This is a genomic window from Bacillus sp. ILBB4 (assembly GCF_035064545.1).
Taxonomy (GTDB): domain Bacteria; phylum Bacillota; class Bacilli; order Bacillales; family Bacillaceae_H; genus Priestia.
The window spans coordinates 87,354-101,004 of the sequence record NZ_JAIQVD010000004.1 but is presented as its reverse complement, the minus strand read 5'-3'; the positions used below and the strand labels follow the sequence as shown (position 1 = coordinate 101,004).

At 39.3% G+C, this 13,651-nt stretch carries 11 protein-coding genes; 3 read left to right on the top strand and 8 right to left on the bottom strand.

The genetic code is table 11. The annotated features are described in order from the left end of the window. Positions 1-14: 14 nt before the first annotated feature. Positions 15-1,253, bottom strand: coding sequence for an NRAMP family divalent metal transporter (locus LAV82_RS17540; RefSeq protein WP_499716584.1), 1,239 nt, complete (start codon positions 1,251-1,253; stop codon positions 15-17). Between the two features lie 24 nt (positions 1,254-1,277). Continuing rightward, positions 1,278-2,039, bottom strand: a complete 762-nt coding sequence (pxpA, locus tag LAV82_RS17535; RefSeq protein ID WP_499716583.1) for a 5-oxoprolinase subunit PpxA — start codon at positions 2,037-2,039, stop codon at positions 1,278-1,280. Positions 2,040-2,432: 393 nt separating this feature from the next. Here pxpA and LAV82_RS17530 point away from each other — a divergent pair, with 393 nt between their 5' ends. Beyond that, positions 2,433-4,028 (top strand): alpha-amylase family glycosyl hydrolase, encoded by a 1,596-nt coding sequence (locus LAV82_RS17530; RefSeq protein ID WP_499716582.1) that lies wholly within the window; start codon positions 2,433-2,435, stop codon positions 4,026-4,028. A gap of 37 nt (positions 4,029-4,065) precedes the next feature. Here the strand turns inward: LAV82_RS17530 and LAV82_RS17525 are convergent, their stop codons facing one another. Together LAV82_RS17525 and LAV82_RS17520 are read right to left on the bottom strand one after the other, a co-directional pair. Continuing rightward, positions 4,066-4,524 carry a GNAT family N-acetyltransferase gene (locus LAV82_RS17525; RefSeq protein ID WP_499716581.1) on the bottom strand — a complete coding sequence of 153 codons (459 nt, stop codon included), beginning with the start codon at positions 4,522-4,524 and terminating at the stop codon, positions 4,066-4,068. Then, entirely contained in the window at positions 4,511-5,944 is a 1,434-nt protein-coding gene (locus tag LAV82_RS17520) for a class I adenylate-forming enzyme family protein (protein ID WP_499716580.1), read from the bottom strand. The genes LAV82_RS17525 and LAV82_RS17520 overlap by 14 nt, the downstream gene beginning before the upstream one ends. 160 nt (positions 5,945-6,104) lie before the next feature. On the opposite strand from LAV82_RS17520, the gene LAV82_RS17515 reads away from it, so the two are divergent. Then, a complete protein-coding gene (locus LAV82_RS17515) occupies positions 6,105-6,662 on the top strand; it encodes a biotin transporter BioY (protein WP_499716579.1) in 558 nt (185 codons plus the stop codon). A 13-nt stretch (positions 6,663-6,675) separates the two neighbouring features. Then, on the top strand, positions 6,676-7,770 hold the full coding sequence (locus tag LAV82_RS17510; RefSeq protein WP_499716578.1) for an acetyl-CoA C-acyltransferase: 1,095 nt from the start codon (positions 6,676-6,678) through the stop codon (positions 7,768-7,770). Between the two features lie 11 nt (positions 7,771-7,781). Here LAV82_RS17510 and LAV82_RS17505 read toward each other — a convergent pair whose 3' ends face one another. The 4 genes from LAV82_RS17505 to LAV82_RS17490 form a co-directional block, all read right to left on the bottom strand. Then, a complete protein-coding gene (locus LAV82_RS17505; RefSeq protein ID WP_211079000.1) occupies positions 7,782-8,438 on the bottom strand; it encodes an MtnX-like HAD-IB family phosphatase in 657 nt (218 codons plus the stop codon). A 17-nt stretch (positions 8,439-8,455) separates the two neighbouring features. Further along, positions 8,456-11,662 (bottom strand): SNF2 helicase associated domain-containing protein, encoded by a 3,207-nt coding sequence (locus LAV82_RS17500; RefSeq protein ID WP_499716577.1) that lies wholly within the window; start codon positions 11,660-11,662, stop codon positions 8,456-8,458. Positions 11,663-11,794: 132 nt separating this feature from the next. After that, positions 11,795-13,012 carry an MFS transporter gene (locus tag LAV82_RS17495; protein WP_499716576.1) on the bottom strand — a complete coding sequence of 406 codons (1,218 nt, stop codon included), beginning with the start codon at positions 13,010-13,012 and terminating at the stop codon, positions 11,795-11,797. Then, positions 13,012-13,551 carry an NADPH-dependent FMN reductase gene (locus LAV82_RS17490; RefSeq protein WP_057236398.1) on the bottom strand — a complete coding sequence of 180 codons (540 nt, stop codon included), beginning with the start codon at positions 13,549-13,551 and terminating at the stop codon, positions 13,012-13,014. Before LAV82_RS17490 ends, LAV82_RS17495 begins: the two co-directional genes overlap by 1 nt. Positions 13,552-13,651 lie beyond the last annotated feature (100 nt).

Genomic DNA, 13,651 nt, shown 5'->3' with positions numbered 1-13,651 from the left:
GCGGGCACATTGTTTTATTTAAATAATTGAGGAAGTTGATCTATTAACGTATAGCCGCCCATTAAAGCCATTACAATAACGACAAGTACACCAGAAATGGTAAGCCATAAAGGATGTTTATAATCGCCAACGATGCTTTTTTTGTAAGCAGCAACCAGTAACGTCCCAAGAGCGATCGGCAGAATTAATCCATTGATTGCTCCAACTAAAAGAAGAACTTTTATAGGTTTTCCAATTAAGACAAACGACAGAGTTGAAATAATAATAAATCCAATAATAATCCAGTTTGAGTTTTTATTAAGTTTTTCACTAAACGTTTGAATAAACGAAACGGATGTATAAGCAGCTCCTACCACAGACGTAATAGCGGCAGACCACATAACAATACCAAAGATTTTATAACCGACGTTTCCCGCTGCGAGCTGAAACACGGATGCTGGAGGATTGGCTGGGTCAATTTGTAAACCTTTAGACACAACGCCAAGTACAGCTAAAAACAACGCGATTCGCATAACAGAAGTGATGAGAATTCCTGTTACAGAACTTTTTGTTACTTGAGGTAAAGAATCGATGCCTTTTACGCCGGCATCTAAAAGACGATGTCCGCCAGCAAAGGTGATATAACCACCGACTGTTCCTCCAACAAGCGTAACGATCGCAATAATGTCAATTTTGTCAGGAGCAAAAGTTTTCACTACAGCTTCTCCAACGGGAGGTGAAGTGGTAGCAGCTACGTATAGCATTAGCCCAATCATGACAAAACCTGCAATTTGCGTGAAGCGATCCATTGCTTTTCCAGCTTCTTTTACAACGAAGATTAGCACGGCAATAACTGCACTAATCGCAGCGCCGGCTGTTGGAGAAATACCCGTAATCGCATTTAATCCAAGCCCGGCACCGGCAATATTTCCAATATTGAAAGCAAGTCCTCCAATAACAATTAAAATAGCGAGCACGTATCCTAATCCAGGAAATACCATGTTGGCGATTTCTTGTCCGCGTTTTTCAGAAACAGCAATAATTCTCCATACGTTGGTTTGAGCAAAGATATCAAGAATAATTGAAATTAAAATAACGAATCCGAAGCTTGCAGCTAAATTTTGTGTAAATACAGTAGTTTGAGTTAAAAAGCCTGGTCCAATAGCCGATGTGGCCATTAAAAAAGCGGCTCCAAGCATTAACGTCCAGTTTACTTTAGGCGCAGCCGAAAGTTTTTGCTGAGGTGTTGATTTTTTAATTGGCTCCAATATCATCTTCCTCCTGATTGTATGTAGTTTTTATTTTGAAATAGCCTTAACTACCACTTCTGATGCTCGTAAAGAACAATTGACATGACGGGCAAATTCAAGTGCGTGAGCTCCGTCTCCATGGATGCAAATCGTATCTGCCTGCAATTCTACATCCTTGCCCTGCTGAGATTTTACCTTCCCTTCTTTCACCATTGTAATAACTTGAGAAACAGCTTCGTCATCATTTTCAATTAAAGCATTTGGTTCTGTGCGAGCAGTGAGAGAACCGTCTAACTGATAGGTACGGTCTGCAAATACTTCGTTAGCCGTTTTTAAACCAATTCTGTTACCTGCTTGAATCAGCTCACTTCCAGATAACCCAAACAAAATCAGCTCAGGATTTACGTTGTAAACAGCTTTTGCTATTGCTTCAGACAACGCTTTGTTTTTAGCAGCCATGTTATATAGTGCACCGTGAGGTTTTACATGCTGCATCGATAACCCTTCCGCTTGCAAAAAACCGTTTAATGCCCCAATTTGATAGACCACGATATCGTAGGCTTCCTGAGGTGAAATATTCATGTTTCTGCGTCCAAAACCGATAAGGTCCTGCAGACCAGGATGAGCCCCAATTTGCACTTTTTTTTCAGCGGCCAATTTTACCGTTTTTCTCATGACGCTCGGATCCCCTGCATGAAATCCACAGGCTACGTTCACAGACGTCACGTGCTCTAAAATGGCTTCATCATTGCCAATACGATAAGCACCAAAGCTTTCACCTAAATCACAGTTTAAATCTACTTTACTCAATGCATTCTTCCCCCTTAACCCCTTTAATGTAAGCGTAATCATTTGCAGATAGTAAATAAAATTCAAGCTTTATTATCTGCATCAATACTTTAAGTTCCGTTTTTCGGAATCGAAGTACCATTTTTCAGTTATATTTGGATTTTAGCACGAGATGATGAATTGAACAACAACATTGTCAGAATATTTGACATAGTCATTATTTTCACTTGGATAATAATCCCTTATTTTATTGCTATCTTCTATCTATAGACTTAATATAACGCAGCCGCTCAATGTCATTAGACGCAGTAAACAAACAGGTTGTCAGAAAAATTACTAGTTCAAAATAATCAATATGAAATTTTCGTTGTAATCGTTTTCAAATAGGTGCTATATTTCAATTGTAGTCAATTTATGCAAACGATTGCAAAAAAAGGGGATGAAACGATGAAAGGGAAAAAATGGACAGCTTTAGCACTAACACTGCCGCTGGCTGCTAGCTTATCAACAGGCGTTCACGCCGAAACCGTACATAAAGGTAAGTCTGAAGAAGCAGATAAAAACGGTGTTTTTTATGAAGTGTATGTAAACTCTTTTTACGATGCAAATAAGGATGGACATGGTGATTTAAAAGGTCTGACACAAAAGTTGGATTATTTAAATGACGGCAATTCTCATACAAAGAATGATCTTCAAGTAAACGGGATTTGGATGATGCCCGTAAACCCTTCTCCTAGCTATCATAAATATGATGTAACGGACTATTATAATATTGATCAGCAGTATGGAAGTCTGCAAGATTTTCGCAAACTGATGAAAGAAGCAGACAAACGAGACGTAAAAGTTATTATGGACCTCGTTGTGAATCATACGAGCAGTGAACACCCTTGGTTTCAAGCTGCGTTAAAAGATAAAAACAGCAAGTACAGAGATTACTATATTTGGGCTGATAAAAATACCGACCTGAATGAAAAAGGATCTTGGGGACAGCAAGTATGGCATAAAGCTCCAAACGGAGAGTATTTTTACGGAACGTTCTGGGAAGGAATGCCTGACTTAAATTACGATAACCCTGAAGTAAGAAAAGAAATGATTAACGTCGGAAAGTTTTGGCTAAAGCAAGGCGTTGATGGCTTCCGCTTAGATGCTGCCCTTCATATCTTTAAAGGTCAAACACCTGAAGGCGCTAAGAAAAATATCCTTTGGTGGAATGAGTTTAGAGATGCGATGAAAAAAGAAAACCCTAACGTATATCTAACGGGTGAAGTATGGGATCAGCCGGAAGTGGTAGCCCCTTACTATCAATCGCTTGATTCTTTATTTAACTTTGATTTAGCAGGAAAAATTGTCAGCTCTGTAAAAGCGGGAAATGATCAAGGAATCGCTACTGCAGCAGCGGCAACTGATGAGCTGTTCAAATCATACAATCCAAATAAAATTGACGGCATTTTCTTAACCAACCATGACCAAAACCGCGTCATGAGTGAGCTGAGCGGCGATGTGAACAAAGCAAAATCAGCTGCTTCTATCTTACTTACGCTTCCTGGCAACCCGTATATTTATTACGGTGAAGAAATCGGCATGACCGGTGAAAAGCCTGATGAGTTAATCCGTGAACCGTTCCGCTGGTACGAAGGAAACGGACTTGGACAAACTAGCTGGGAAACGCCTGTATATAACAAAGGCGGCAACGGTGTGTCAGTAGAAGCCCAAACAAAACAAAAGGATTCTTTGTTAAATCATTACCGTGAAATGATTCGTGTGCGTCAACAGCACGAAGAGTTAGTAAAAGGAACGCTTCAATCTATTTCAGTAGACAGTAAAGAAGTTGTTGCTTATAGCCGTACGTATAATGGCAACTCGATTAGCGTGTATCATAATATTTCAAATCAACCTGTAAGAGTATCTGTAGCAGCGAAAGGTAAATTGATTTTTGCTAGTGAAAAAGGTGCTAAGAAAGTCAAAAATCAGCTTGTGATTCCGGCGAATGCGACGGTTTTAACAAAATAATATAAAAGAAATCCGTGGATGAACCCACGGATTTCTTTTATATCTCTTTTCCCAAGCAGTTAACTTGATTATGATGAAGCGGCTTAGTGGCATAATGCGTAAAACCAAGGCGCTCCCAAAACAGCTTGGCTCTAGGATTTTGAGACAGAACGCCAAGGCGTAGAACGGAAACTCCCTCTTCTTTTAGCTTGTCTTCAAACGCTAGATACGCCTGCGTTCCGAAACTGAAATTGTGATAAGCGCTATGAATGATAAATGCTCCAATCCACGGATGGTCATCGTTTGGGTTTTGTTTCATGTAATCAATAACCCCTACGTATGTATCGTCGGCTTTTATAAAGTAACTGTCTGTTTTTTCGTTCATGTATTCTTTAAAAAGCTCTTCTTCACCCCGCTCTTTTTTGCCGTTTTCTAACACGTTATAAGCTTCGTTTGAATTGATAATCTCTGACACAATATACATCGTGTCAGCTGTAATAAGTTCAAATGAAATCATATGTCTTCCCTTCTTTCTCTGCAAAGTAGCTGTATATCGTTGCTTTGTCAATTTTACCATTTTTCATTCGCGGAAAGGACGTTAAAACTCTCCATATGCGCGGGATTTTATAAGCAGATACTCGTTTTGTCAGTGCTTGTCTCACATCAGAAAGAGAAACGTTCTCTAAGACAATTGCTGCACCGACTACTTCTGAACGTTCAGCATCTACTACGCTAAAAACGGCTGCTTCGCTAACGCCGGGTATTTGCAAAAGCAACTCTTCGATTTCTTCAGCATACACTAAGCTTCCGCTGCTTTTAATCACGTTTTTGTCTCTTCCTACGATGGTAATGCTTCCGTCTTGAAGCTGAACCGCAATATCATGCGACGTAACATATCCGTTAAAAAATGAGCGGTTCGTTTCTTCGCTGTCCTTAACAAACCCTTCAAATGCTTGAGTTGTTTTCACAAATAGTGTTCCTTTATCTCCTTTTTCTACTTCTTTTCCACGCTCGTTCAGGATTAAAACGTCTACGCTGTCAACAGGATAGCCTACTGTATGAGGCAGCGTTTCAGCTGTATGTGGTGAAAGCACCGTAACAAATCCCATTTCAGAAGATCCGTAGTATTCATACAGATAGGCATTAGGAAACGCTTGTGAAAATTTCTTTCGAACGGAAGGAGATAATTTATTGCCTACTGAAATTACGGTTTTTGGCAGAAGTCGTTTTTCTTTTGGTCTGCTTTGTACATAACGAAGCAACGGAGAAATTAATGCGGGTGTAATAGACATACAGCTAGCTTCCTTGTTAAAAACAGCCGAAGGTGTAAACGATTCTAGCATGATAGCGTGCATGCCGCTGCAAAGCGCATGCAAAACCGGGTAAAGCTGCGCAGAATACGAGATATGTAAAGGAACAAGCACCTTGTCGTGTTGCTCTAAAGAAAATATATCGGACCACTCTTGAAATGATGAAGACCAAGAATAATGCGATTTTACAAATCCTTTTGGTCTCCCTGTTGACCCAGAGGTAAATCCAAATAAAAATAAATCGGACAGTGCATTCACTCGCCGTACGGGCAGGATTGGTTTTTCTTTTGTTGTGTTAGTTAAAGAAGATGTGTTCCATAGCCAATTTGGGGATTGAATAGAAAAATAGGTATCCACTTCCCCCTCTGTTAACTCATTATGTAAAAGCATCACAATTCCACCAGCTTTTAAAATTGCTAAAAATGACACAACAGCTTCTACATTGTTTGGCATACTTAACGCAACGAGCTCCCCTTTTTCCATCCCTTTTTCCTGCAGCTGATTTTCGGCTTTGCATACATGATCCCACATTTGACCGTAGCTTAGCTTATTAATAGAATCCGATAGTGCCAGGTTGCCAGGCGTTTGTTGACACTGATAAAAAATTAGTTCTTCAATTCGTTTCATTACTGCTTAAACTCCCTTTTTCTTTTACTTTTACTTTTAGTGTATCGTAAATGTACGTTTGAGAAAACAAAAATGTAAACTTATATAAAAATTAAGTTGACTAATTTGAGTTTTATAAGATACGATAGTCATGTTTTATCATACATAGCGGAGGTTTACGATGAAAACAAAAGATATGACGTACGTTGCATTATTCACGGCTATAATGGGAACTCTAGGCCTCGTCCCTCCTATTTTTTTATCCTTTACACCCGTTCCAATTACCCTTCAGCCTATGGGTGTTATGCTATCGGGAGGAATTCTTGGAGCTAGACTAGGAGCTTTAAGTCAATTTCTTTTTTTATGTTTGCTAGCAGCTGGCGTTCCTTTACTTGCTGGAGGGCGCGGAGGAATCGGGGTATTCTTGAGTCCGAGTGCTGGGTATATCATTGGCTATGTGTTTGCAGCTTTCTTTATTGGCTGGACGCTATCACAGTTGAAAAATGTAACGGTTGCAAAGGCATTTGCCGTAAATGTGTTATTTGGCATTGTGTTAGTATACGCATGCGGCATTCCCGTACAGGCAATGCAGCTTCACATTCCGTTTCTGAAGTCCCTTCAGCTAAGCTTTGTTTATCTTCCGGGTGACTTCATAAAAGCAGCGGTCGCGGCGTATTTAATTACAAAAGTTCGAAAAGCAGTAGCGGTACCTGGCCGTTCTAAAACGGCTTCTATGTAAGGAAGTGATGACCATGTATCAAGCAGCAGTTGTAAAAGCGAAACGTACAGTGATTGGAAAAGAAAACGGCGCACTTAAAAATTTTCGCGTTCAAGAGCTAGCGGCTCCTTTATTAAAACAGCTTAGCGCTGGAATCGAGCATGAAATTGATGACATTATTTTAGGCAATATTGTAGGTCCAGGAGGAAATGTAGCTAGACTATCCGCCTTAGAAGCAGACCTCCCTTTTTCTATCCCGGGAATGACCATTGATCGTCAGTGCGGAGCGGGCTTAGAGGCTATTCGAATGGCCAGCTATTTGATAAAAGCTGGCGCTGGAACGTGTTATTTAGCTGGAGGAGTTGAAAGTACAAGTACTTCTCCTTTTGAAAAAAGAGCACGTTTTTCTCCTGATAAAATTGGTGACCCTGACATGGGGATCGCAGCAGAAAACGTAGCCCAGCAATACAATATATCTAAAGACCAGCAGGACAGGTATGCTCTTTTAAGCCATGAAAGAAGCTGGGAGTCTTTTGAAAAGAGATTGTTTGAAGAAGAAACGCTTCCTCTTTCAAACGTGATGCACGATGAAGCGTTTATGAAAAACCGAAACCTAACAAAGCTGCTTCAAAAAGCCAGCCCCGTCTTTTTAAAAAAAGAAGGTACCGTCACTGCAGCCAACAGCTGTGGAATTAATGACGGGGCCTGCGTTACACTTGTGATGGAAGAGCAAAAAGCACGCGCCTTAGGATTTCAGCCCGTTTTACGTTTTATAGACGCTGATATTTCAGGCGTGTCGCCTCTATACCCTGCTATTGCGCCCGTTTCTGCGATTAAAAATATCTTGAAGCGAAATTCTCTTACGATAGATGACATTGACTTATTTGAAATCAATGAAGCCTTTGCCGTTAAAGTTGTTGCTTGTATGCAAGAACTGGGGATATCAGAAGAGAAAGTAAATATTCGCGGAGGAGCGTTGACGCTGGGACACCCATACGGAGCATCAGGAGCTATTTTAGCTACACGTCTTTTTTATGAAAGCAAGCGCCGTGACGTGCGATATGTAATAGCTGCTTTAGGGAGCGGAGGCGGAATAGGAACAGCGGTATTATTTGAAGTAATCAAATAATACCGCTGTTTTTATGTCTTGCTTATCACATTGTGCTGCATTAAATACCGCTCAATATCTTTAAATGTCTCAACTGGAACAAATGAAACGTTTTGTTCGCGCAGTAAATCCTGCAAAGAATCTTTTGCAAATGTGACATCTGCATATTTTGCCGGATGTGAATCCGGCTCGCTGTCTCCAGCAAAATAAATCGTTTCGTATGTCTCTTTTAGTTCTTGAATAACAGCAGATTTATCAATGCCGTAGCGTTCTGAATGCCATCTGTGAGCAGGGTCTAGACGCAAGTGAACATTGTTTTGATGGAAATATCCTTCATTCGAATAAACTTCCACTTTTTCAACACCGTATTTATCTAAAATCGGTTTAATATAGTACGTTGTTCCAGCGCTTAAAATATAAAAATCCCCGCCGTTTTTCTGAACAGTTTTAATAAAAGCGGGCACGTATTCATCAATTGGAATATTCCCTACTTCTTCTAAAATTTTCGGTTCTTCCTGGTGAATGGATTGAAAAACAGTAGATAAAAAATCAATATCTTTCATTTCTCCTGCTTTCCATCGGTGGAAAAATTCTTCACCTTCTGGAAAATACTTTTCAATCACAATCCAGTAAAAATCTTTTTTTGAAATTGTTCCATCAAAATCTGATACAAACGCCCATTTTTTCATTCCTCACACATCCTTTGCTACATACTAAGCAGTTCTCGAAGCTCTTCTTCTGTCAAACTGGAAAGCATTGTTTCTCCCGGCTGAATAACCTGTTCGATGAGTTCTTTTTTCTTTTGCTGCAAGCCGTAAATTTTTTCTTCGATGGTTCCTTGAGAAATAAGCTTGATGACCTGCACAACATTTTTTTGCCCAATGCGGTGTGCACGGCCTGCCGCTTGTTCTTCAATCGCCGGGTTCCACCATAAGTCATATAAAATAACCGTATCGGCTCCCGTTAAATTTAAGCCTGTGCCTCCGGCTTTTAATGAAATTAAGAAAATGTCTTGTTCTCCATTATTAAACCGATCCGCCATTTCCACCCGTTCTTTTGATGGCGTTTGACCGTCTAAATAAAAATATGAGAGATTATCTTTTTGAAGCTCTTCTCGAATAATGTGAAGCATGCTTGTAAACTGAGAAAAGATTAACAAGCGTTTTCCATTGGCAACAGCACTTCTTGTAATCTCAAGCAGCTGCTCTAATTTGCTTGAATACCCTTCGTAATTTTCAACGAATAAAGACGGATGACAGCAAATCTGGCGAAGTCTTGTTAATCCCGCTAAGATCTTCATTCGGTTTTTATTAAAATCTTCACCGGCTAAAGATGATTTTAATTGCTCTAAATAGCCTACATATAACTCTTTTTGTTCTTTAGTCAGCTCAGATAAATGAGTTGTTTCAATTTTATCAGGCAGTTCTTTTAACACATCCTTTTTTACTCGTCGCAGTAAAAATGGTCTTACAATTCGACTGACCTGCTCCGATGACATGTTTTTAAACTGGCGAAGCCCTGGAAATAAACCAGGAAGAATGGTCTGGAAAATTGACCAAAGCTCATCAAGTGAGTTTTCAATAGGGGTACCGCTCAGCGCAAAACGTTTTTTAGCTGAAATAGTCCTAACAGCTACTGCTGTCTTCGTTGTATGATTTTTAATACTCTGAGCCTCATCTAGAATTAAAGCATGAAAATGAAGGTGCTGATACAAATCAATATCTTGACGCAGCGTTGGATAAGATGTGATCCATACGTCAGCTGTGCGTTTTAGCTTCTCCTCACGCTCGCTCGGCGTTCCTGTAATGGTTTGAACCGTTAAATTCGGTGCAAATTTCTCCAATTCGTTGCGCCAGTTATAAATCAAGGAAGCCGGCACAACAATTAAAAAAGCACTGCTATCTTCATCAAGCTCTTTTTCAGATAGGATATAGGCAATGCTTTGAAGCGTTTTTCCAAGCCCCATATCATCAGCCAGCACGCCTCCTAAAGAGTAGTGAGCCAGAGATTTAAACCACTTAAACCCATTGTACTGATAATCACGCAGTGATGCCTGCAAGGATTCCGGTACTTCCCAATCCATTTCCTCTGGAGATTTGAGCTGTGTAAGTAACCTTTTAAATGCTGAGCCGAACTTAGCCGCTGATTTATCACCCGCACTCATAATCTCTTCCACTTGCATTCCTCTGTATAAAGGTACTTGCAATGAGTTATCCTTTAAGTCTTTCTCGGTTACGTTCAGCTCACGAAACAGATTTTGAATATGCTCAAAGCCTTCGTTTTCAAGAGGAATAAACGCACCGTTATCTAGACGATGATAGCTTTTCTTTTCTAAAACAGATTTTAAAACATCTTGAACGGTCTGATGATTAATGTCTCCTAAATCAAAATTAATTTCTAATAATCCATTGCTGTTTTTGATGTCAACCGTTGTTACTGGCGCAGAAAAATCCGTATAAGCATAATCTTTCATCTCATCTGTAATATACACATCCGCTATTTCATCAAGCTTTGGAACAATATGAAACAAAAATTCATATAAAGATGATTCATCTTGATTTAAATACAGCTGGTTTTTATAAATGTTTAAAGGAGCTGTTTCAATTAAATCCATCACGCGGTCTTCTTTTTCTAAATCTCGTATTAAGATTTTATCGTACTTTTCAGGTTGAGGTAAAAATGGATTAATTGAAATCTCTCCATAGTGGTACCGAAGCGTCACAAACAGCTGTTCATCTTCCTGGTCAATAAATACTTTTGCTTTTAGTTCAGGTGCAATAATCTGATGGGATACTTCTTTTGCGATATCCACTTTCCCCACTTTTTTTAGTCCTGGAACGACGTGAGATAAAAAATTGCCCATCTGCTCTTCTGCTATAGGTACGACTGGCTTCAAAGGCGCCGTTTTTCGAAGCCCTTCAAGAAGCATACGCTGATCTTGAGATAGCTCATAAAACGTCCCGTTTAAAAATAGCCACCCGTATCGATCAAAAAATGAAGCTTGATGAAGTTCAGTAAAGTCTAACTCAAATCCAGCTGCCGGGTGCTTATTTAATTGAAACGAAAAAGGAGCTGAGCTTTCAGCAAAGATAATATTTTCATATGAGTGCCCGTCATGAATAAATATAAAGCTCCGATCTTTGAGCAATTGAAATAACTCTTTGGCTATGATAGAGGGAATGATTAGTTCTCTGTTATTTGCAGACGAACGATACATGGAATAAGAATTTTTATAAAATGATTCATTTGTCATAATATCCATCAGCAGCTCAATGATTTTCCTATCTTCTTCTATAAAAAAATGTTCCGCCGGGTCATATTCGAAGCGCTTGGTAAATTCGTGAGTTTTGAATTCTTTAGCGTCTGTTAAAAATTCTTGAATGTTTTTTACTACATACGTCCGGTCGACGCCTACTTTCATTTCAAGCGCCACGTACATTCCTTCTGAACGTAAAAATTCTTCTGAGTAAGACTTGCAAATAAATTCCACTTTCAACGGATCTTTATCTGCATATTTTCTGTGGTCGCTTATTGTTTGCTGATAGCTTGAAAATAAGTCGATAAAAAGATTTACATTCTCGTATTCTTTGCTTTGGCGAAAAGGCTTCGTTTTAATTGGCTGCGGCTTTGCTCGCTCATCGCAAATGGTTAATAAAACAGCTACTTCGTGTTTGCATTCTGAAAACTCGTGATAAGCAGGACAATCGCAGAATGAATAAAAAGAATTTCCTTTTTGTTCAACCATTACCGTATACATTTCCGCCCCTCGAACGGCTGCTGTCCACGTAGTGGTCTGTTCATTGTATTCCAAGTCGAGCACACGTCCCTGCTTGTAATACGTGTGTCCTCTATAGTACGTTCTGCTTGAGTACGAATCTTTTAATTGTTCTTTGTTTAATGTTTTATTTATCATCGCTTCACAATCTTCCAATCGCATAACAGTCAATGCTGTTTCTGTTTAATTTCTATTCAGAACAAATAATGTTCAACGTCATAAACGTTGAACATTATTTGTCAATTTCTCTATTATAACATGCAACAGACATTATAAAACACTCTTAAGCAATGCAGACTGTTTTCGCTTTTTTCTTTTGTAGAGTATCCAGCCCGCTCCAGCCGATGATAATAAAAGTAGACTCAGCCCTAAAAAAGCCAGTCCTATACGATCGTTAGCCGTAACGTACGTAAAGAAGAAAATCAGTAAAATCCGAATTCCTAACGTAATAAAGCGAAAACAGCTGTCGACTCTTCCCACGATGATATTCGGTATTTTTTGCATCATAAACGTATTTCGAGCTACTCTTGTACCTGCATTTGCAAAAGCAAGAAGAAACACAATAGAAAAATAAACCGGCAAAAACTTCATAAAGAAGATGATAGATATTCCGAGTGCAAAAAGGCTTATATTAAGCATAACCGCTAGCTCAGTGCCTGTTCTTTTCATAATAGATACGATGAATACCCCTGCCGTTAATGCCCCGAAACCATATACCGCACTTTCAATTCCATATGCTGCTGGACTTGCTTTTAATTCTTGAGTCAGATAAATAGGAAATAAATAGTTCGTCATCATCACAGCGATGAAAGGCATAAAAGAAAGCAGTAAAAAAATAGAGACGGAGCGATTTTCTTTTATAAATGTTAAACCTTCTTTCATGGCAGTGTGTTTCTTGTGGCTTCGTTCACTGCTTTGTTTATATGGAATACTCCATAGACAAAGGAATGCAGCTATATACGTAGCTGCATCGACTGTTAAAATCCACTGAAGCGACCAACGAGTAATGACTAGACTGGCCACAGCGCCTGCAAGCATACTCGATAGCTGACCTTGTATTTCCATGATACTGTTTAATGATTGAAACGCATCTTTTGAAAAAACTTCTTGATTTAAAGCGAAAATCGTTGGATAAAAAAACGTGTAGTAAAGGTTTCCGGTTCCGTACAAAATTACGTAGTGAATCGTTGAATAATCTGTAACAAAACCGACGATTACAAATAACATGACCGTGATAAAACCTATCAATTCTACGGTTAACAGCAGTTTCTTTCGTGACATTCGATCAATAAGAACACCTATATACGGAGTAGCCATAAAGCTAATCACCGTCATAATCAGCATAATCGTGCCAAATAGTCTATTTCCATGTGGAGATGCAACTAACAGTAAAGGAATGGCAAGCATCGTAATACCGGAGCCGATAGAGGATAAAACATTAGCAGCTACTACGGCTTGAAAGCGCAGGTCTTTATGGAGCGCCTTCATCAAACATTTTGCTTAGCTTCTAAAATTTGCTTAGACACTTGTGTATACAGAGTCAGCTCATTAACTAATTCATGAATTCCGTCAGCTGCGTTTTTTCGTAAAGTCCCTTTTTCCACGATGTCTGCAGGGTCTAATACCAACTGCTTAGATAGAACATTCGCATACAAGGCGCGTGTAACGGTTCTAAGGTTATTTAAAGCATTAATGCCTCCTTTTCCTCCTCCTGATACTGCTAAAAGTGCTACGGGCTTATGCGCAAAATACGCACTGTTTAAGAAGTCAAACGCGTTTTTTAACGCTCCGCTCATAGCTCCGTGGTACTCGGGCGTCGCAAGCAAAATACCATCTGCTTTTTCTATTTTTTCAATTAGCTCTTGTACTTCTTCTGTTTCATACTGATGAGGTTCACCTGTGAATATAGGAAGCGATAATTTACTTAAATCTAAAAAAGAACTTTGATAACTTTTGTGAAGCTCTCTCGTCACTTGTGTTGTTCGGCCTGTTTCTCTAGGACTTCCATTCATAATAAGTATGTTCATATTTATCTACTCCTCTGTCGTTTGGTTATATGTATAGTATAGGGATGATTGAACTTTTTTTCGTCATGCTATTGATAGAAAGAAAGCTACCAATATAGAC